This window comes from Vibrio rhizosphaerae, assembly GCF_024347095.1.
GTDB lineage: Bacteria > Pseudomonadota > Gammaproteobacteria > Enterobacterales > Vibrionaceae > Vibrio > Vibrio rhizosphaerae.
The window spans coordinates 1,773,527-1,793,907 of sequence record NZ_AP024903.1 but is presented as its reverse complement, the minus strand read 5'-3'; the positions used below and the strand labels follow the sequence as shown (position 1 = coordinate 1,793,907).

General features: G+C 46.4%; 18 protein-coding genes and 1 riboswitch. Of the genes, 12 read left to right on the top strand and 6 right to left on the bottom strand.

The genetic code is table 11. The features are described from left to right. Nucleotides 1-39: 39 nt before the first annotated feature. Together OCV37_RS07645 and OCV37_RS07640 are read left to right on the top strand one after the other, a co-directional pair. On the top strand, nucleotides 40-501 hold the full coding sequence (locus OCV37_RS07645) for a carboxymuconolactone decarboxylase family protein (RefSeq protein ID WP_038179276.1): 462 nt from the start codon (nucleotides 40-42) through the stop codon (nucleotides 499-501). Nucleotides 502-635: 134 nt separating this feature from the next. Continuing rightward, nucleotides 636-1,379, top strand: coding sequence for an AraC family transcriptional regulator (locus tag OCV37_RS07640; RefSeq protein ID WP_038179278.1), 744 nt, complete (start codon nucleotides 636-638; stop codon nucleotides 1,377-1,379). A gap of 98 nt (nucleotides 1,380-1,477) precedes the next feature. Here OCV37_RS07640 and OCV37_RS07635 read toward each other — a convergent pair whose 3' ends face one another. Further along, nucleotides 1,478-2,968, bottom strand: a complete 1,491-nt coding sequence (locus tag OCV37_RS07635) for a hypothetical protein (protein ID WP_157634898.1) — start codon at nucleotides 2,966-2,968, stop codon at nucleotides 1,478-1,480. A gap of 362 nt (nucleotides 2,969-3,330) precedes the next feature. Then, nucleotides 3,331-4,815: a carboxypeptidase M32 gene (locus tag OCV37_RS07630; RefSeq protein WP_038179280.1), complete on the bottom strand. Its 1,485-nt coding sequence runs from the start codon at nucleotides 4,813-4,815 to the stop codon at nucleotides 3,331-3,333. 425 nt (nucleotides 4,816-5,240) lie between these two features. On the opposite strand from OCV37_RS07630, the gene OCV37_RS07625 reads away from it, so the two are divergent. Both OCV37_RS07625 and OCV37_RS07620 read left to right on the top strand, forming a co-directional pair. Then, entirely contained in the window at nucleotides 5,241-6,083 is an 843-nt protein-coding gene (locus tag OCV37_RS07625) for a DUF4123 domain-containing protein (RefSeq protein WP_051680398.1), read from the top strand. Between the two features lie 127 nt (nucleotides 6,084-6,210). After that, complete coding sequence (locus tag OCV37_RS07620; protein ID WP_051680401.1) at nucleotides 6,211-7,197, top strand: zinc dependent phospholipase C family protein; 987 nt, start codon at nucleotides 6,211-6,213, stop codon at nucleotides 7,195-7,197. Between the two features lie 46 nt (nucleotides 7,198-7,243). Here the strand turns inward: OCV37_RS07620 and OCV37_RS07615 are convergent, their stop codons facing one another. Next, entirely contained in the window at nucleotides 7,244-8,611 is a 1,368-nt protein-coding gene (locus tag OCV37_RS07615; RefSeq protein WP_038179282.1) for an alanine/glycine:cation symporter family protein, read from the bottom strand. Nucleotides 8,612-8,720: 109 nt separating this feature from the next. Then, a riboswitch (glycine riboswitch) is annotated at nucleotides 8,721-8,814 on the bottom strand. 477 nt (nucleotides 8,815-9,291) lie between these two features. Here OCV37_RS07615 and OCV37_RS07610 point away from each other — a divergent pair. Further along, nucleotides 9,292-10,038 (top strand): hypothetical protein, encoded by a 747-nt coding sequence (locus tag OCV37_RS07610; protein ID WP_038179286.1) that lies wholly within the window; start codon nucleotides 9,292-9,294, stop codon nucleotides 10,036-10,038. A gap of 455 nt (nucleotides 10,039-10,493) precedes the next feature. Here OCV37_RS07610 and OCV37_RS07605 read toward each other — a convergent pair whose 3' ends face one another. After that, the gene (locus OCV37_RS07605; RefSeq protein WP_157634900.1) at nucleotides 10,494-11,168 is read right to left on the bottom strand and encodes a hypothetical protein; all 675 of its coding nucleotides are present in this window, start codon (nucleotides 11,166-11,168) and stop codon (nucleotides 10,494-10,496) included. Nucleotides 11,169-11,789: 621 nt separating this feature from the next. After that, nucleotides 11,790-12,524, bottom strand: coding sequence for a glycerophosphodiester phosphodiesterase family protein (locus OCV37_RS07600; protein ID WP_038179290.1), 735 nt, complete (start codon nucleotides 12,522-12,524; stop codon nucleotides 11,790-11,792). Nucleotides 12,525-12,692: 168 nt separating this feature from the next. Here OCV37_RS07600 and OCV37_RS07595 point away from each other — a divergent pair, with 168 nt between their 5' ends. From OCV37_RS07595 to OCV37_RS07565, 7 genes are all read left to right on the top strand, one after another. Beyond that, nucleotides 12,693-13,460 carry a DUF3450 domain-containing protein gene (locus OCV37_RS07595; protein WP_038179292.1) on the top strand — a complete coding sequence of 256 codons (768 nt, stop codon included), beginning with the start codon at nucleotides 12,693-12,695 and terminating at the stop codon, nucleotides 13,458-13,460. A gap of 1 nt (nucleotide 13,461) precedes the next feature. Then, nucleotides 13,462-14,823 carry a MotA/TolQ/ExbB proton channel family protein gene (locus tag OCV37_RS07590; RefSeq protein ID WP_038179295.1) on the top strand — a complete coding sequence of 454 codons (1,362 nt, stop codon included), beginning with the start codon at nucleotides 13,462-13,464 and terminating at the stop codon, nucleotides 14,821-14,823. Beyond that, nucleotides 14,823-15,362, top strand: a complete 540-nt coding sequence (locus OCV37_RS07585; protein WP_038179297.1) for a MotA/TolQ/ExbB proton channel family protein — start codon at nucleotides 14,823-14,825, stop codon at nucleotides 15,360-15,362. The genes OCV37_RS07590 and OCV37_RS07585 overlap by 1 nt, the downstream gene beginning before the upstream one ends. Next, on the top strand, nucleotides 15,359-15,763 hold the full coding sequence (locus OCV37_RS07580; protein WP_038179299.1) for an ExbD/TolR family protein: 405 nt from the start codon (nucleotides 15,359-15,361) through the stop codon (nucleotides 15,761-15,763). The genes OCV37_RS07585 and OCV37_RS07580 overlap by 4 nt, the downstream gene beginning before the upstream one ends. Continuing rightward, on the top strand, nucleotides 15,763-16,389 hold the full coding sequence (locus tag OCV37_RS07575) for an energy transducer TonB (protein ID WP_038179301.1): 627 nt from the start codon (nucleotides 15,763-15,765) through the stop codon (nucleotides 16,387-16,389). The genes OCV37_RS07580 and OCV37_RS07575 overlap by 1 nt, the downstream gene beginning before the upstream one ends. Nucleotides 16,390-16,391: 2 nt before the next feature. Then, the gene (locus tag OCV37_RS07570; RefSeq protein ID WP_245609109.1) at nucleotides 16,392-17,573 is read left to right on the top strand and encodes a tetratricopeptide repeat protein; all 1,182 of its coding nucleotides are present in this window, start codon (nucleotides 16,392-16,394) and stop codon (nucleotides 17,571-17,573) included. Nucleotides 17,574-17,733: 160 nt separating this feature from the next. After that, on the top strand, nucleotides 17,734-18,588 hold the full coding sequence (locus OCV37_RS07565; RefSeq protein WP_038179305.1) for a DNA ligase: 855 nt from the start codon (nucleotides 17,734-17,736) through the stop codon (nucleotides 18,586-18,588). A gap of 200 nt (nucleotides 18,589-18,788) precedes the next feature. On the opposite strand, the gene OCV37_RS07560 is transcribed toward OCV37_RS07565, so the two are convergent. Continuing rightward, nucleotides 18,789-20,159, bottom strand: coding sequence for an MATE family efflux transporter (locus tag OCV37_RS07560; protein WP_038179421.1), 1,371 nt, complete (start codon nucleotides 20,157-20,159; stop codon nucleotides 18,789-18,791). Nucleotides 20,160-20,381: the final 222 nt, after the last annotated feature.

Below are 20,381 nucleotides of genomic sequence, written 5' to 3'. Positions count from 1 at the left end.
TACGTTTTTTATCATGTAAAAAAATAAAGGAGAAAGACCATGCAAAAACGACTCAGCTACACCGACATCGCACCGAAGGCAATGGACATCTTGTATGCTCAGGAAGCGTATTTCCATGAGCAATTCCGTCAATCTGACACCATGAATATGATCATATGGGAACTGGTCAAGTTGCGTGTTTCGCAAATTAATCAGTGTGCATTTTGTATCGATATGCACAGTAAAGACGCACTTAAACTGGGGGAGAAGCCTGAACGGATATGGGGGCTTAGTGCGTGGAAAGACATGTACTTCTACAGCGATGCAGAACAAGTTGCGTTGGGTTGGGCTGAATTACTGACGGCCGGTCTGCCGGTCGATGATGATACCTATCAACTGACTTTAGATACCTTTGGTGAAAAAGCGATGGTCAACCTGACGATTGCGATCAACGCCATCAATAGTTGGAATCGAATCGTGAAGGCATTTAAGCCTCAGGTGGGGGTATACCAGCCCAAATAATTGCACTCGGGTTAATCGAATCGGGACTTGACTGTTTATACTTTCACTGAAGACGAAAAAGAAAGAGTATCAATGGATACGATGTTCTTCTCGAGTCGTGGTTAAATCAGTTGTGGTTAAATAGGATAATTCGTTTGAGTTTAGACTTTGAGATATTTAAACCTCAGGGAAAGTTAGCCGGCCATATTCAGGCAATCTGGTCGGTTTCCGTCGCGCCTGACATGGTGCAAACGGTGCGTAAGGAATTACTCAGTGATGCCGGAACCGGTGTGACGTTCATTTTGCAAAATGAGGTGCAGATGGACGGCGAGTGGCAGAGCCCGGGGGTTTTGTTACTGCCCGTCAGCACGCTGGCGCATCAGGTTTGCCTGCCGCCCGGTACGGTTATGGCCGGGGTGCGCTTTCATCCGGCTGTCGGTTATCAGTTGTTTGGTCAACGCTTAGCACAGCCGTTGCGAATCGAGGGGGATCATCCGCTCGCCTCTTTGGCGCTTGCGACATTCGCATCTCTGCAAACCGCGCGTTCGCCGTCAGCGAGAATGGTGGTGTTATACCGCTGGTGCCAAGATCTGATTGCAGCATGTGCGCCTCAGGATGTCAGTCATATTATTGACCAAGAGCGAGCAACGATCAGTCAGCGCCAGAGAGAGCGTCAGTTTCAGAAATGGCTGGGGATTACTCCGAAACATTATCAGCGCATCACCCGGGTGAGACAGACTTTAGAGCAGCTTCGGGCACAGCCTGACATCTCTTTGTCGGATCTGGCGCTGGCGCAGGGCTTTGCCGATCAGGCCCATATGACCCGGGAATGTAAGCAGATTGCGCGGATGACACCCAAACAGTTTGTGCGGAAGAGAAAAAAGCCGAACTGGCCTTAATTGAGCGGCGATTAGGCGGTGTCAGCTCGTGACATGAAAGTCAAAAAGCGGAACGAATTCCGCGAAGCATGTGTCCCACACAAATGTTTAGACATGTGTTAAACAGTTTTAGTCGGGTCAATATTCACTATCACTGTATCTCTAGAAAGAGATCCCGAGTCAATGCCACCCATATCTTTGATATCACCAACAGTAATTTTAACCTTTGGCTCGTAATAAGGTTTGCCAGTGTCTGCAATGTTAACCAAGGCTAACTTAGCTACCACAATATCTTTAAGAACACCCCACGCCGAAGTCCAAATATACTTACCACTATGCATTGCTGATGAATCACTACCCTTGAGGTTGTTTTCAATAGACCTGCCTTCACCAGAGCCAATACCCATCACGTTACATAGCACCACGTATCGCAATGTTTTGCCATCTTGAGTTATCGTTTTTTCGTAACCAATTGCACTTTTTTCGTCAGATGCAGCCGAACGAATAATTTGTGGTGAAGTAAAACTCGACATTTTAAAACCCAAAAGTGGCTCACTAGGATAAGTACTGCTTCTGGCAGCATTATTCATATGGTTAGTCAGCTTAGTCATGCATTCACTCATCGCTAAGTCCATTTTTAATCGCACCTCAGAACTTTTCAGCAAATTGGCCTTAACGTTGGTGTTAGTTAACTCATCAGTATAGGTGTCATAAGGCGTACCGTCAGGATATTTGGCGTCATACCATTGAGCTACCATTGATGGAGCATGATTACTCTTCCATTCCAATCGGTTGTAAACCACATTTTTAGTCGAAGAGCCATGTGTGAGCAATTTCCACGTTTCGCCAAAACAAGCCGATCTATTTTTTAACGCGGTTGTTACTGTGGCGGACATAGGGTGAGTATCTGTGGCTTTGTTCATGTTTGAAGGATTCAATGCTTCTGTTGGCTCTACATCGACAATCATGTAGACATCATTATTGCCACCACTGGCACTACCGCTGTTAAGTCTTAATGCTTTATGTAATCCAAAAGCCCGCAATAAACCATAAGGAATAGTAGCCAACCTTTCTCTACGGCTGCCAAGAATGGCAGTATTATATTCGCTGGCATCACCAGAAGGGTTGCTAATGGGCTGCAATGCTGAAGTTTCTTTATTTAATAACCATGCACTGAAATCAATACAATAACGAATATCTTTGCTCTGGCCGAATGTATCTAATTTTTTAATCAATGATTGTTCAAATGAGCCAATTTCCCAATGACGCATTAAAGGATTGTTTAAATGCAAATGTACCAGTAATTCAGTATTCGTGTATTTAGAATCATCATTTTCACGGGCTTTTAAAAATACATCAGTCCACTCTTGCATTGCCAGCAAACCATAAGAAATACGATTAGAAATAATCAAAATCGTACATACTTTATTCGTTGGGTTGGGGCCAGAGGTTTTACCAAAATTTTTACTCACATGGGTTTGAACCAAAATACCTGATGTATTTGAATTAGAATAATGCTCAAGGCTTGGGCACTTTGACAACATGTAGTCATTAACTAATTTAGTATAATGACTATCGGAATGAATAGGACTAGAAAGAGAAACAGACAATTTATTCACCAATGACGATTTATAAAAGATAGCCACATCATAGGGCGAAAAAAATCTTCAAACACAGTGAGTGTTATGAAAAAAACTGTTTTATCGCTTTACCATAAACCGACTAGGTTGAGAAAGATATATTTTGGCGCCGTGATGATTTGAGCGGTGGTGTATCATCAAGGTTATATGATTCTGGATAAGGGAAAGCATGAAATTCTGGGGGCTATTTTGTAAAATGTTCGTCTTTCATTTTTTGAAAGACGAACGGTAACTAATTGATAATGTAAATAAAATTAAAAGACTTCATTGCGGTTCATAAGCTTGGTTTAGTGACTGGTAATATAGTTATTATGACCTTAAACCAAGATAGCTTAACCGAGGTAGCGACTTTCAAGATGAGCTTTAAAGTGCGCCGGATTCAATGTTTCCTCCGTTGCCTGTTTTACCAGTTCATCGGTGGTGAATAAGCTGCCTTTACTCCAGATATTTGCTGATAGCCAATTGAAAATTGGTGATAAGTCACCAGAGCGTATCGCCCCGTCAACATCCACAGTTTTCTTCATTGCCGCCATAAATTGCGCGGCATACATCGCACCAAGCGTATAAGACGGGAAGTAGCCGAATGAGCCATCGGTCCAGTGAATATCTTGCATACAGCCTTGGCGATAATTGCCTTGAGTGGACAGCCCGAGATAATGCTGCATCTTTTGATCCCATAGTTCAGGGACATCGCGGAATTCGATTACACCATTCATCAGATCACGTTCGATTTCGTAACGCAGAATGACGTGCGCAGGGTAGGTGAGTTCGTCGGCATCGACCCGGATAAAGTCTTTATTGACTCTGGTGTACAGTTTTTGCAGGTTCGCTTCTGCAAATACCGGATCATTATGAGCGTTGAAATGCCGGGCAGCCAACTCCGCCAAATGAGAAATAAATTGAGGATTGCGGCCAATCTGCATTTCAAAAAAGAGTGACTGTGACTCATGAATCCCCATCGAGCGTGCTTCTCCGGCTGCTGTTCCGGCATAGGCTTTCGGTAAGCCTTGTTCGTAGCGGGCGTGGCCGGTTTCGTGGACGATGCCCATCAGTGACTGGACAAACTCTGCCTCGCTGTAGCGGGTTGTAATGCGCACATCGCTCGGCACACCGCCACAAAACGGGTGGGTACTTTCATCCAGTCTGCCGTGATCGAAATCGAATTGCAGGAGTTGCATGACGGCTAATCCCAGTGATTTTTGCGTCTCACTCGGATAATTACCCCGTGGGAGCTGCACCGATTCATGCGATTGTTTCTCAATCACTTGGTCAATCAGCGATGGCAGCCAAGATTTCACATCATCAAATAAGCGATCCAGCGTTTGGGTGGAGGCACCGGGTTCATACAGATCAAGCATCGCATCATAAGGCGTTTTGCCAGTGGCGGCAGCGCGGATCTGGGCTTCTTCCCGTGAGAGTTTGACCACTTCTTCCCAGTTGGCTGCAAACCCTGCCCAGTCATTATCTTGTTTTTGTTGCCGCCAAGCGTGCTCGCAGCGGGCACCGGCGATTGATTTGGCCTGAACGAGCGATTCAGGCAATACCGTATTTTGTTGCCAGCGCCGTTTCATTTCCCGCAGGACGGCTTGTTGTTCGGTAGTCAGCGGGGCTTGTTCTGCCTGAGCAAACCATTCAGCAAGCTGAGGCTGGTTCATCAACTGGTGAATATGCACATGTAGTGCTGCCATGGCCTCGGCTCGTGCTGGTGCACCGCCTGTCGGCATCATCGCGGCCTGATCCCAGCCACAGATTGCAGCAAGATGTTCAAAGTGAGAGATATTTTTTACATGCTCAACCAACTGATGGTACGCGTTCATAGTTTCAACCTCTGTTTAAGTGGTAGCAAATGAACTCAAGGGTATATCAAGATGCGCGGAAACACACGATGGTTTTTGCTTTTTATGACTCATTGATTTGTATGTATTTTTTATTATTAATTTTATTTGTTAAGTGACTCCCAAAAGTGATCTAAATTGCAAAATGCAATCGTCAAGATGACAAAAAGGTTGATAGAATTATTTTCAAGCTCATTTGAGTTGTTACTTTGACTTAAATGAGTTAATTCGTATGATAAACAGTTCGTTGCATTCGCAGCGGATTTAGCAGCGTCGATTTTCGTCGATATAAAAGGAATGATCATGACAGTCACTTGTGATGCTTTTATCGGTTATTTTGTCCCTATTTTGAACAGGCCTGCTCACTTGCCTGATCACCTTCGTACGGATGGTCTTGAGCGATGACTATGTATCAATCTGAATCCATAACAGACTTGATTCCCTTTGGGGCGGACGATCATCTCTACCTGTTTGTTGACGGGCGTCAGCTGCCGCCTTATTGCCAAACCCATTTTCCTGATGATCCGATTGTTGAATCGGCTGCGGTGTATCTTTACGAGTCAGATGATGAAAGCTCTCCCTATTTATTAGCGGTGAATCGTTCGGTGAAGCTCTGGTTTTTGAAACATCAGCACGGGGCAGAAGGATTTTTCTTCAGTTCATTGTGGTCGATTGAGGCACTTGCTGAACATTTCAGGCAGCAGATACAGGTGTTGTCTCCTTATGGGACGACCAGTTATCTCAATATGGCACATGCCGATGTGGCATGGACGTTACTCAGTGCGTCGTGTCACTGGTTCTGGTTGCCAATCGATAAGGCTTGGCTGCCGACGTCTCTGGGCTGGCAAATCATGGTCCGGGCCGATTTTGAGCCGATGGTGTTTTTTGAATTGCCACTGCAATTCACTCCGGAGCAATGGCAGCAGATGAGCCATATAGCATGGCAGAGTCTATTAGAAGCGATTTATCATCACATGCAACGTGACTTTCCTGAGATATTATTCCAGCAGGAGCGGGGGGATCTTTGGGTAGAAGCGCATGCGCAAATTGCCCGTCAGAAAGGATTTGTCACCCGTCAGGATCAGTTGAATTACTTCAACATTATGGGGTGGCTGGGCGAGCCAGCGGTGACCGGCGAGTCGTACCCGGACATTTATCAGCTGATTCACTTTCCCTCAGCTGAAAGTACACCGACCCAGCGCATTCGTCAGGCGGCTCGTTTGGCGAAGCAGTATGCACTGAATCGGTGATGGCCGGGCATTTGCGGTCAGGAGAAGCATAATCATCAAAGCAAGACATTATTCAATGGTGTCTCATTACTTTTTATGCAAGATAAATGTCATAAAAGTCACGTAAGTTGTTATCAGTAGACAAGCAATGGTGAAGGTGATTATGCCGGGTGCATTTGCTCACATTACCGCAGTCAATCAGGCATTCATGCAAGGTGATGCGCTGGACTCTTTACCCAGCCGAATGCAGCGTATTTTACTCGTGAACCAGCGTTATGTGGAAATGGGCGCGGTTTCTCCTGATTTTCCTTATCTGAAAATTACGGACTCTCTGCAAGCGGCGTGGGCTGACCGGATGCACTATCACTCGGTCGGTGACTTATTGCGCTGTATGATCGGACATGTCCGTCGCTTACAAGGGGAGCAGCAGGATCGCGCATTTGCCTGGCTGAGTGGATTTCTTGCCCATGTCATTACCGATATCAGTATCCACCCGGTGATTGAAATCAAAGTCGGGGACTACGACCAGAACAAACAACTGCATCGTGAGTGTGAAATGCATCAGGATGCATTTATCTGGCAACGCATGGGGCTAGGGGATATCGGTTATGTGGAGCGCTTGTCCCGTCATTTGCTGCATTGTGCTGAAATTCAGTCACCCAATCAGATTGACCATGTGATTGAGACGGTATGGCGAGAATCGATTGTGGAGACGTACGGTCAGCAATTCGGTACGCCGGATATTCATGGGTGGTATGTTGCGTTTATTCGTGTGATGGCATTGGTTGAAGATCAATATCGGCTCTTTCCGTTTTCCCGTCATGTTGCGGCTTTTCTCGGTTTAGTCTATCCCCAGATTTCAGCTATTGATCCTCAGTATATTGAACATCTCGAGACCCCTTATGGTTACTGGCATTATGATCAGGTCTTTGATTTCACAGTCGAAAATATCATCCGGTATCAGTGTTTGCTGGGGGAGAGTGTTTATGAAAATGGTGCGACGGACTGGCTGAAAAACTGGAATCTGGATACAGGGCGGTGTGAGCAGGGCAATTTAACGCTCTGGTCTCAGACTGGTCTCCGGGCCTGCCAATGGGATCAGTCACTGACATTGAAAGAAGCAGCGCGCCTGTGATATGTCACACGACGCGCTCAAGGAAGGGTTAAATCTCCAACAGACGTCAGACTTCGGCAGGGGCCGATTTCATCAGACCGTGGCGGAAGAATAACGTGGTTTCTTCAATCACCACGTTTCTCAACATCAGCAAGCCAATCAGGTTCGGAATCGCCATCAGACCATTGACGATATCTGCAATAATCCAGATTAAATCCAGATGCAAAAATGCACCGGAGGCAATCAGCGCGATAAAAATCAGCTTGTAGGGCAGGATGCCTTTGGTGCCGAATAAGAACACCACACAACGCTCGCCGTAGTAGTTCCAGCCAAGAATGGTGGTAAATGCAAAGAAGATTAATCCAATCGAGACCAGCACCGGGCCGACGGTTGCGGAATCAAGGCCGACGGCAAACGCATGGGTGGTCATGGCTGCACCGGCCAAATCACCCTGCCATGCATTGGTGATGATTAAAGCCAAGCCTGTCATGGTACAGATCAGAATCGTATCAAAGAATGTCCCCGTCATGGAGATCAACCCTTGTCGTACACAGGAGTCCGTCTTTGCGGCAGCAGCGGCCATCGGTGCGCTTCCCAAACCGGATTCGTTGGAGAATACGCCCCGGGCAACCCCGGCCTGAATCGCTAACATTATGGTTGCACCGGCAAAACCACCGGTTGCGGCAGTCGAGGTGAAAGCGGACTGAATGACCAGCAGAACCGCAGGCACAAACTGGTCCGCTTGCATGATTAAGATTGACAGACAGGCCAGAATGTAAAACAGCGCCATGGTTGGGACGACTTTACTGGCAACCTTGGAAATTGACTGGATACCACCGATGGTGACAACGGCGACCAGCAGCGTCAGGATACCGGCAGCCAGCTCTCTGGAAACCCCGAAGGAGAGTTGCGATGCATCGACGATCGCGTTGACTTGCGGAAATGTCCCAATACCAAAGAATGCTACACCAATCGCAAACACGGCAAAGGCGGTCGCCAATAATTTCGAGCCGACGCCGTACTGGAGAAAATACATCGGCCCGCCAACCATCTGGCCTTTTTCATCGGTTTTGCGATATTTGACAGCCAGCAGGCACTCCGCATATTTAGTCGCCATACCAAATAAGGCAGCAAACCACATCCAGAACAGTGCGCCGGGCCCGCCAAGTTTAATGGCGGTTGCCACACCGACAATGTTGCCGGTACCGATGGTTGCCGATAGTGCGGTACATAGTGCCGCGAAACTGGAAACGTCACCGGTTTTACCTTGGGGTGAACGACCAAACACCAGTTTTAACGCAGTGGGTAAGTGGCGGAATTGCAGCAGTCCGAGACTGAACGTGAAATAGATACCGGTTCCGACCAGTAAAATGAGTAATGGCGGTCCCCAAATAAAACTATCGATAGCACTGAATATAGATTGCAGGTCTTGCATGATTTCCCCTTAAAATAAGTACAGATAAGGAGAAGAGGAAAGGTTGATTATAAAGTGATCGTCCTGAAATAACGGACGACGCGTCGAATAAATTTCAAAAAAATGGGCCTTTCACTCCTCTGTCCTTTTGCCTGAGAGTTTCATCCCGGATGGGACTTGCTCCTTCGGCGATCGATTCAACGATTCTCTCCAGAGGTTCCTCCAACTACAGTCCTCGCAATTCTTCATGGGGGAAGAATAAAGCACCTGAAAGATTCACTTCTTCGGCGGGTATGTTCACCTAATGTGTTAAAAATAGGTTAACAACCTCTCTCCTGTAGTCTTCACTGGAACAATCATCTAGATGATGATTTACGCGGTGATGTTAATCCAAAAATTTTGTGATGTCACTTACAGAATTTAGGTAAATCTATAAAAAATGATGACTTGATGTATTATCGACTTTCCTCTGACCTTAAATAAAAGAATCATGATATAAATCCCAAATGAGTAAGGCGGAATAATTATGGTTAGACTCATTGCAATTCTTGTTTTGATTGCGCTTGCATATGTTTTGGTTCGATACGACACTCGAGAAAACATCCAGAAAGGCATTATTGTCGTCCTGTGCAGCGCCTTTGCAATTTACCTGATCGCCGTTGTTGTAAGTGAACTAATGCGTTAAAGCAGATGGAGTTATTGTGAATAAACAATCTGACAGTTTGGATGATGGAGATGAAGACGTTGTTGTTATTGAGCAGAGAGACAAACGCACGTATATCTACATTGGTATCGCCGCTGTGATAGGGATTGCCGCAGGCGGGTTGATTGGTGCTTTGCTCTCGGGACAACGTTGGCAAGAGGCTTATCAGGTGCTGGAAACACGTTATCATCAGCTTGAACAAGCCAATCAGAAAACATTGGTCGACTCAGATCAACAGACACATTTAAAAGTTCAGCAGCTGAGTAAAGAGTTTGACCAAAAGTTAGCGGACGAAAAAAGTGCTTACCAAAAGCAGGTCGATGCGCTGAATAGCAAAGTCGAGCAGTTGGCTCAGGAAAAAGCTGAGCTGGCAAAGCAGTTATCTACAGAGAAGTCGAAGATCACTCAGGTCAACAAAGTCAATAACCGGCTGAATCATCAGGCTGATCTTCAGGCGACGATGTTTGAGCGGTCTCGTGAACTGTTCCAGAAAGAGCTGAAAGTGAAGCAGTCACTTGAGTCGCTGGAAAAAGAGCGGGAAACCTTACAGCAGAAGAAGAAAGAGCTGAAGAAAGAGTGTGATCTTTATCTGCAAGGCACCTCGTGGGATGCACATTCCGATGCCTGTGATCAACAGGATGCTGCCAATGAGCGTTTGGGTAAGGTCAATCAGCTGATCAAAGTCAATCAGATGGATTTGAAAGAAATTCAGGCGCTGGCCAAAGATCTGGGGATTGATGAGTAATGATGTGTCAATGAACCGGGACTTGGCGTTCCGGTTTATTGGTATATCTGTATTCGTTCCGGCTCGATCTGACAGTTTTGATTATGCCGTGTGACTTCATCGTACACCTACATTCTGCATCCTACAGGGCATTGTTGGGCAGAAATCGTTTAGTGGGATTACTCTATGTAATTTCCTACAGATTAGAAAAAGTATCTTGAAACCCTAAACACTTGTTTACGCATTTCAAGGGATAGCATCATAGCTGTATCCACCCGCTTCGACCGTTACCCCTTTAAATAAATTCTTTCCAAGCTTTGAGTTGTCTCTCATAGTACTTAGAACCAACTTTTAAGTGTTGCATTAAGTGATGAGCAACGCCTGCCATCCAATCTAATCCATTGTGTCGTAAACACTAAAACTGATTCAAACCAAAAATACCGGGCGTTGGAAATCCGTCTTGAATGCTTGTATGTTTATGCTTCGTACAGACACCAAAGGTAGTTCCACCAATATAGAATTAAATCGACTTTATCAACTAGCGTAAGCACAGTGGCTATAGCAAGTACAAATGTCAACCAAGCAACAGTTCTCTGGGTAACTGTTTGCGATTTTTGTAACTTAAGTAGTTGTACATCTTTCTTGTAGGCTTCTTTCGCTTCTGTATAAAAGTTTATACCTAAACCAGTTACCTTAACTCTCTCATTCGGACGGTATTTATTTATCGAGGCAAGCTCACCAGATTCAATCGCTGAGTCTATAAGAAGCTTCACAGAGTTGGAAATAATCGTTCTTGGAATGACACCTTTATACTCCTTTTTAGGATAAAGGAGATCTATTAAATCTGATTGATTAAATACACCACTTTTTACAAAATCTTTGCTCTCAAAAATAGCTTGGAATAATTCATATTTTGACTTAACTACATCGAGCGGTCTTAAACGATGAAAAATTCTATTCTTTAGCCAGCTTATCTTTTCCCATGCTATTGCTAAGTAGAAAAAAGCTAATTTTCTATATAGGTAGTATTTGAATAATGTAAAGGTTGAATATGTATTCGTAGAATCTGACCATCTATTTTGTTCAACATGAATAAAAACTTTCATATGAGCTAAATAATCATACGATAAATAGCACTGCTGTTCGCTCATGGATCCAGAATCGATGCCCGATAAAACTCTTAGTTTTTTGCTATATACCTTTTGAGGTTTAAATCTCAGCTTGACTCTAGAGTACATTACTAGGTCTTTACTAGCTCTCTTTCCTTCCTTGATATGTGTGTTTTCCGCTATGAATAGTTCAATATCATAGCGAGGTAAGAAAACAAATTGATCATGTTCTTTGCTAAGGTACTTAACAAAGTACGATATCAGATAAAACCGTACCAGCGCTCTTAAGTTATAGTAAATTTGAAAGACCAACTACTTCATATCCTCTTATAAACATAACGCCTATTAGACGACAAATTGTCGTCTTTCATCTTTCCATAATGCGACATTTTTCATATTAGCTCAACAGGTAATCAATACGTCACGCCACATGAAGGAAAACTAGGTCGCAAATGTCGTGTATTAAGGGGAATGCTAATTTATCAACTCAATCGGATAAATTTAAGTAAGGCAAACTCAGGTTAGCAAGACATGAATGAGTAAAAGCACTAACAATAAATGAGGCAAAACTAATTCAGAGTAACCAGTAAGATCCAGTCATATCAGGGAAACGAAGCTGATAGATTGCATTCAGACTATCAGCTTATATTAAACACTTCTGCATCAGGCTTCTGTTTTTTGGGCCGTTGCCGGTGCTAAAAATCGTTGCGGAAAATCACTGAAAATCCCATCAACGGCAGACAGGTGTCGGAAACGCGGGTTGTTGACCGTATAACACCAAATCTCAACTGACTTTTCGCGTAGCTTTTTAATCTGTTTCTTGGTCAGCCAGCGTGCGTTGAGATGGCAACTGAAAGCGGATGTTTCATCCAACAGACGGATAATTTTTTTGTTCAGTCTTTCGGCTAAAACACCGAGACGAAATTCAGGCAGCTGACGACTCATTTCCCGCATCACATCATGATGGAAGCTGGATAACAAAATCAAATCGGGTGAGACATCACTGGTCTCTAGTTCTTTCTTGAGTGAAGCAATCACCGGGCCGGTTGCCTCATGATCGAGTTTCACTTCGAGATTGACATGGATACCCGTTGCTTTCACAACTCTAAGCAGTTCTTGCAAAGTCAGAATGGTTTCTCCGGCAAAGCTTGGTGCAAACCAACTGCCGAAGTCGAACTGTTGAAGTTCCTCAACGGTTAGTTCATCAATGCGTCCCTTGCCATTACTACAACGATTGATTTTATAATCGTGACAGACCACCAGAACCTGATCTTTGGTGGGCTGAATATCCACTTCGATCCATTCAAGGCCAAGGTCTATCGCGGCCATGATACTGGCCATGGTATTTTCCGGGTAGTTTCCGGCGACACCGCGGTGTCCGACAATTCGGGGCTGCATGATTGACTCCTTGCGGGGAAATGTCCTGAATCATATACCGAAGTGATTGAGAACGATAGCGTTGTATGTCTGGCCGAATGCTATCCATCCTTCAATTGATTTATTGGTTGATAATGAGAGTTTTTCTCATTAAGATGAAATCAATTTGACGCAACCCAATTTATCTCTATGAATCGTTTCAGATACAGTGCATTCGCTTTGGCTGCATTGGCAGCATTTCCGACACTCGCAACACAAATCGATCAAGCCCACGCCATTCAGGAAAAAACCAATCAAACTTCGGCACGTAGTCAGAAGGTGATTGATAAGAGTGCTTCTGAATCGCTTGAATTAAAAGCATCCATCGAAAGGCTGAGAGAAGAGGTGAATAATTTACAAGTCTATCGCCATCATCTGAAGACCTTGATTGACAGCCAAAACCAAGAAATGACCAGTCTGTCGCAGCAAATCGGGGATATCAAAGAAACCCGACAGGGGATTGTGCCGTTGATGTATCACATGATTGACGGACTGAAACAGATCATTGCACAAGATAAACCGATCAAGCTTGCACAGCGCAAAGAACGTGTTGAGAAATTGACTGCGTTGATGGGGCGGGCCGATGTCAGTGAAGCGGAAAAATATCGTCGTATCTTAGAGGCTTACCAAATCGAAATGGACTACGGCAATAAGATCGCAACCTATCAGGATGATATTACCACCCCGGATAAGGTAACCCGTGAGGTGGATATCCTTTATGTGGGGCGTCTGAGTCTCATCGCGAGAAGTTTAAATCATCAGTCATTTTGGGTGTGGGACATGCAGTCACATCAGTGGATCAATGGCGATACTGCGTTGTTGACGCAGATTAATCAGGCGTTTGATCTCGCCAACCAACGTATTGCTCCGACTTTGTTAAATGTGCCTGTTTCTCTTTCTGTCGCGGAGGCCAAATAAGATGAAATTGAAAGTATGCCTCAGCCTTTGCTTGTTGAGTCTGACCACGCCAGTGATGGCTGATGACACTCACGGTCAAACATCTTTAGTCAATCAAGCGCAAACCGCACAACAGCAAGAGCAACAACATAACCGTCAAAGGGAAGCGGGGTTTCAAGAAACCGAGCAAACGCTGCGTGAGACTGCGGCGCGTTTACAAAAAACCAAAGCCGGGCTGCAAAAAGAGATTGACTCTCTGACCGCCCAATTCAGTAAAAATGAAAGTGTTTTGGCGAAGCAGGAAGAAAAACTGCGGCTGGAAACGGGCTCGTTGGGGGAAATTTTCGGTGTGGTTCGGCAAAACGCCAAATCCCTCAAATCAGATTTATCTCATTCGATCACGCAAATTGATCGACAAGCTTATACACCGGTTGTCGATGATATTGTTGCCGCGAAATCTCTGCCTTCCCTGAAGCAACTCAACGGGCTGTGGCAGAGTATGAACGAACAAATCCGGGCGAGCGGTGAAGTCGCTCAGGTGAAGATTCCTTATATTAATGCTGCGGGAATTAAACAGACGGAGCCGGCTGCTCGTCTGGGGGCATTTGGTTTGGTTACTGAGCAAGGTTACATGAACTGGGATCACAACAAGCAAGTGGCGATTCCTTATCTCAAACAGCCGGATGACGGGCCGACGCTGAATAGTATTGCCCCATTACTGGCAGGTCAGACCCAGCCGATGATTGTGGATCCGTCAAAAGGAACGCTGCTGACTCAGCTGGCCAACGCGCCGACGTTGCTGGATCGGCTTAAAGCGGGTGGCATTGTCGGGAATATTATTCTCGGTCTGCTTGCCATTGGCCTCATTATCGGTCTCTTCCGGGGCATTTCACTGGCAACCATCAAGCGAAAAATTAAGGTTCAGCTGAAAACGCCTGAGCAACCGGGGAATAATCCGTTAGGCCGGGTGCTGAGTGTTTATGATAAAGAAAAGCACCGGAGTGTCGAAGCGTTAGAGCTGCGTCTGCTGGAGGTCGTGGTTGATGAACAAAGCCATCTCGAAAAAGGATTGTCGATGCTCAAACTCCTTGCCGCGTTAGCACCGATGCTCGGGTTACTCGGAACCGTGACAGGGATGATTGAAACATTTCAGGTGATTACCCAGTTCGGAAACGGCGATCCGAAAGTCATGGCCGGGGGAATCTCGATGGCACTGGTCACGACCGTGCTCGGGTTAGTGGCGGCGATGCCGATGCTGCTGGCTCACAATATTCTTTCTTCTCAGGCTGAAAGTATTCGGATCATCCTTGAAAAACAAGGCATTGGTTTGGTCGCGGCACAAGCCGAACAGGATCAGAACGATGATTTGGAGCAGGCTGCGTAATGGAAAGTTTGTTCATGCCGCTTCACCAACTGTGGCTGCCGCTGAACCATTTTATGGCGCAAGGGGGCTCGGTGTTATGGTGGCTGGCGGCTGTGGTGTGTTTGAACTGGTTGCTGGTTATTGAACGCCTGATCTATTTGGTTTTCCATTTCCCCAAGCAAAGACAGCGCTGGATTGAAGCATGGACTGAGCGCGATGATCAAAGTTCATGGTATGCGCGTTCAATCCGGGAAAGCTGGCTGGGGCAGGCCCACGATGCTTTGTATCAAAATCTGAATTTTATCAAAGTGCTGGTCAGTATCTGCCCGATGTTGGGGTTACTCGGGACGGTGACGGGCATGATCTCCGTTTTTGATGTGATGGCGAATCAGGGCAGTAGTCAGCCGAAGCTGATGGCTTCGGGAATTTCTCTGGCGACACTACCGACGATGGCCGGTATGGTCGCGGCATTGGTGGGCATGTTTATCTATGCCCGGTTGTATAAAAAATGTCAGTGGCTCGAAATGAAGCTTGAAAAATCACTGAGGAGCCGTTTATGAGACTGGGAAGACGCTCAGTAAAACAGGATGAAGCGCAGGTCGATCTGACCTCAATGCTGGATATTGTCTTTATCATGCTGATCTTTTTTATTGTGACCAGTTCGTTTGTGCGTGAATCCGGTGTTGAAGTCAACCGGCCAAAGGCATCACATGCGGTCAGTCAGAAACAGGCGGGCGTATTCGTGGCGATAACGGCGGCGAACGACATTTATATTGATAAACGGCGTGTCGATGTTGAACGGGTACAGGCCACACTAGAACAGATGCTAATGGACAAACCTGATGCTTCTTTGGTAATCCAAGCCGATGAGCATGCGTATAACGGTACGGTGGTTGAAGTCATGGATGCGGCGAAAAGTGCCGGTGTCAAACAAATCGCGTTGGCGGCGGAGAAGCGGTAATGATGCGCTGGTTATTGGCGCTGCCGGTTGCGCTGGTTTTTTCTGTCGGTCTGTTTAGTTTTATGGCCTGGATGGTGGATAACGGCTCGCACCGGAAACCGGAAGAGCAGCCTGCTTTGCAGTTCAATATGTTGATGACCGAACCGGATGATGAAGTCCAACGCCGGCAGAGAAGTGTGCCTGAACAGCCCAAGCCACCGGTCGCCCCGCAAATGACCCAGGCCGCACAGCAACAGTCTCAGGTCAATCATGTGCCGAAAATGACCGCTGTCCCGGCATTGGGTCTGTCGACCGCGCTGGAAGGCGTTGCTATTCAGGCTCCGTCGTTTGATATCAATGCGATTGGCGGCAGTCAGCAGGCGATTCCGCTTTATCAGGTGAAGCCTGATTATCCACCCAAAGCGATGCGACGGGAGATTGAAGGCTCAGTGACACTGCAGTTTGATATTGATGAAACCGGACGGGCGGTCAATGTTCAAGTGATCGACAGCCAGCCCAAACGGATTTTTGACCGCTCGGCCCGACGTGCGATCAAGCAGTGGAAATTTCAGCCCCGGATTGTGAACGGTAAGGCAGAAAAACAGGTGGGAATGACTCAGATCATTAAGTTTGAGATAGATAAATGAAGATGAAATATATTTTTATCAGTTTGTTATGGCTCTATGCAAGTGCTGTCTCTGCGGTAGAACTGAGTCGTCATGTTGCTGCCCAAGTGATGCAAGCCCAGAAACATGCCGAACAACAGCAACTGGACAAAGCGATTCAGACATTGCGTGCAGTCACCGCTGAACAACCACAGGATAAGGCTTATGTCGCTTTACTTTTAGCCAACTACTATTGGCAGAATGGACAGAGTCAGTCCGCGATTGAACAAGCACGTTACGCGGTCACATCAAATCAACTCAAAGAAGCGATGGGGTGGCGAGCCAAACGGATGCTGGCCGATCTGTTAGCGAATGATCATCAGTATCAGGAAGCTGTGACGTACTACCGACAACTGGTAGAGCACGCGCCGGTGAAGAAGGATGTTCCTCAGCTCTGGTTACGCATCGGTCAAATTCATTATCAACTGGCTCAGTGGCAACAGACATTAGATGCCATTGCCCAATATGAACGTTTTCAATTGCCGGATGCGGTGATGCCGCTTTCGATTCAATTGGGGGCACAAATCCAGCTCACCCGTTATCAGGCTGCGATTCCGACCATTAAACGCCTACTGGCACTTGAGCCGGATCAGCGTAACTGGTGGTTACAGTTGGTGAATATGGAGATCAAAACGAAACAGTACCGCGCAGCGTTAGCTTCACTGGAATTAGCGCGGTTGAAAGGGGTAGAACTTTCGGATCAAAATTTGAAATTGCTGGCAAATCTTTATGCCCAGAATGGGATTCCTGAAAGAGCCGCCCGGGTGATGGCATCGCTGGCGGCACAATCACCATCGGTACTGACACTCGATGATATCACTCAAATGGCTTACTACTGGCAGCAGGCCAAAGAGTGGGATCAAGCGATTGAAAACTGGCGTATCGCAGCACAGCAAGATAAAAAATATTATCGGGATGTGGCCCGTTTGCAGTTACAGCAAGGTGATTATCAGGAGGCGCTGGAGACTTTGGCTTTATTGCAAGGGCATGATAAAGCTGCTGACATCGCACTATTACGCACTCAGGCGTTGTACAAACTGAACCAACTGGATCAAGCGCTGCATCAGGCAAAGAAAGCCGACAGCCTTGAACCATCGCGGGAAGCCAAAAGCTGGATAAAATATCTGACTCAGCTGCATCAATACCGCCAAAACCGAGAATCTTAACGGGAATATATCGAGGCATATCACTGAATTCATGAATTGTGATGTGACTGACGAATGAGAAAAACAAAGCTCACTCGAATCAGCGGGTGAGATGGGATGACACCGTTTCCACGTTCAGTCATGTTACCCGACAGCTTCACCGAACATAGGAATTGCTGTCGTGAAAATTAAAATGACCTGTCTTTCACTCCTGCTACTGAACTACGGTTCAGTGACCGAGGCGACGCCTCAATTGCCCGAATCCGTCATGCTGGCGAACACCTATCCCCCCGACAATCACCCCCTTGATTTCAGTCATTATCGAGTCAGTGAAAAACTGGATGGGATTCGCGGGGTTTGGGATGGCCGACAGTTACGGACTCGCAACGGTACGCCAATCCATGCCCCGCAGTGGTTTTTAAGTCAGTTGCCATCATTCCCGGTTGAGGGGGAACTCTGGGCCGGGAGAGGGTTGTTTCATGTGGTTCAGCAGACGATTCTCGATCAGCGTCCCGATCCAAAAGGCTGGCAACAAATCTCGTTCATGTTATTCGATATCCCTTTCGGTCATGGCCCTTACCATCAGCGCTATCATAAAATTGAGTCATGGTTAGACCGGCAGTCTGATATCCCCAATCTCAAGTTGATTCGGCAATTTCCGGTAACTTCTCAACACACACTGGATCAGTTGATGCAGCATATCGTCCAAGCCAATGGTGAAGGGATTATGTTGCGTGACTGGTATGCGGCTTATCATGCCGGACGTAGTGAAACCTTGCTCAAGATGAAACCCTATCTGGATGATGAGGCTCAGGTGATTGGTTACAAAAGCGGGAAAGGGAAGTATCACAATCAGGTTGGAGCGCTGCTGGTCAGAAACCGCAGCGGCATCGAATTTTATATCGGAAGCGGGCTGACCGATCAGCAAAGAGCAGCACCGCCGCCTGTCGGCAGTTGGATTACGTATCGTTATGATCGGATGACCGTCAAAGGAAAGCCGCGTTTTGCGCGTTTTCTCCGCGAGCGGCTGCCCTGAATTCAAATCGTTTTGCGGTCGGTTTGTGATGCAAAATGCTATGGCTGTAGTTTATGGTTGTCGTTGGTCGGCTATCAGCCTGACTGAGTCATGCGTATAGCTGATATGGCTGAAATGAAAGATGGAAATAGGAAGGATGGAAATCATAAGGGGATGCATGATGGCATCCCCTTATTCAAACCAGTTCGGTGATTCTCTGCTTATGACGAAGCCACGTTTAGTTTAGGAATCGTATGTTGTTTGAAGATCCAGCCGAGTCGAGTTCCTAACATGAGTGCGGCAGAAGAGAGCCCTATGATGAATCCAACCCAGAATCCGGCAACCCCCATCGGTTCGACTATCCAGTTCGTCAAGGCCAGAATACAGCCAAAAGGCAGCCCAAATAACCAGTAAGCAACAAAGGTGATGTAGAAAAGGGCCTTCATGTCTTTATAGCCTCTCAAAGCACCGGCAGAGACAACCTGAATCGAATCGGTACATTGATAAATCGCGGCAATAAACAGCAAATGAGCCGCCAAAGCAATAACTTCAAGATTGTCGGTATACATCCAGGCCAGTTGCTCACGGAACAGAATGGTTAATGCCGCGGTAATGACCGCAGTACTCAGACCCAGACCAATGCCGACTTTTGAGGCGATGATTGATCCTTCAAAATCATTTTCACCTAACGTGTGCCCAACCCGGATACTGACCGCGGCACCGATACTCATCGGCAGCATAAATATCATCGATGAGAAGTTCACGGCAATCTGATGCGCCGCCACAACGGTCGCACCGAATTTGGCAACCAGCAGAGCAACGACCGCAAAGAGTGAGACTTCAAAGAAGATCGCAGCCGAAACAGGCAGCCCTAAACTGAAAATCCGGATCTGCTCTTTCTTATTGATGCGTGTCAGCGACTTAAAGGGAGAAATGGGTTCCAGCCGCTTAGAGGTAACAACATAGAAGCAGAGCATGAAGAACATCAGCCAGTAGACAATTGCGGTTGCAACCCCACAACCAACACCACCCAATGCTGGCGCGCCGAACTTACCGTAGACAAAAATCCAGTTCAATGGAATGTTGATCAATAGGCCAAGAAAACCAATGACCATCGCAGGTTTGGTCAGCGACATCCCATCAGTGAAATTTCTCAGAGCCTGAAAGAGTAAGAAGGCCGGGGCACCGAACATCATGGCATACATGTAGTTGCTGGTCTTTGCTGCCAGAGGCGCATCAATGTCCATCCACACCATAATTTGATTGGTCTGGAATAAAATCAGAATCGTCGGAATGGTCAGCAAAAGGGCTGTGTAGATACCTTGCTGAACTTCGTAAGGAATGCTGTTCCGTTTGCCTGCGCCATTTAACTGAGCAATCACTGGCACTAAGGCCATCAGGATCCCCATCCCAAACAGAATGGTTGGCATCCAGATACTACCGGCGACAGCAACCGCGGCCATGTCGACAGCACTGGCACCACCCGCCATTACCGTGTCAACAAATCCCATGCCCGTTTGCGCAACTGAGGCGATTAAAACGGGCATAGCGAGGTTAAATAATTTTTTTGTTTCTGCTTTATAAAGGTGCACAAAATTACCCAATGAGACAAAAAATAAAACGTAATTTACTGCTATTCATACATACCAGATATTCTAAGACGTCAGGGATCGTATTTGATCACTGACGTCTCATTTGGTATGCAACTGCAGCCCGATAGCCTGAGCCCTGCTTGAGATGAGCTGGATAAATCCGGGTCATCTCATTGTGCCGATCCCTGCACTGACGATATTCAATGAAACTATTCGATGAGC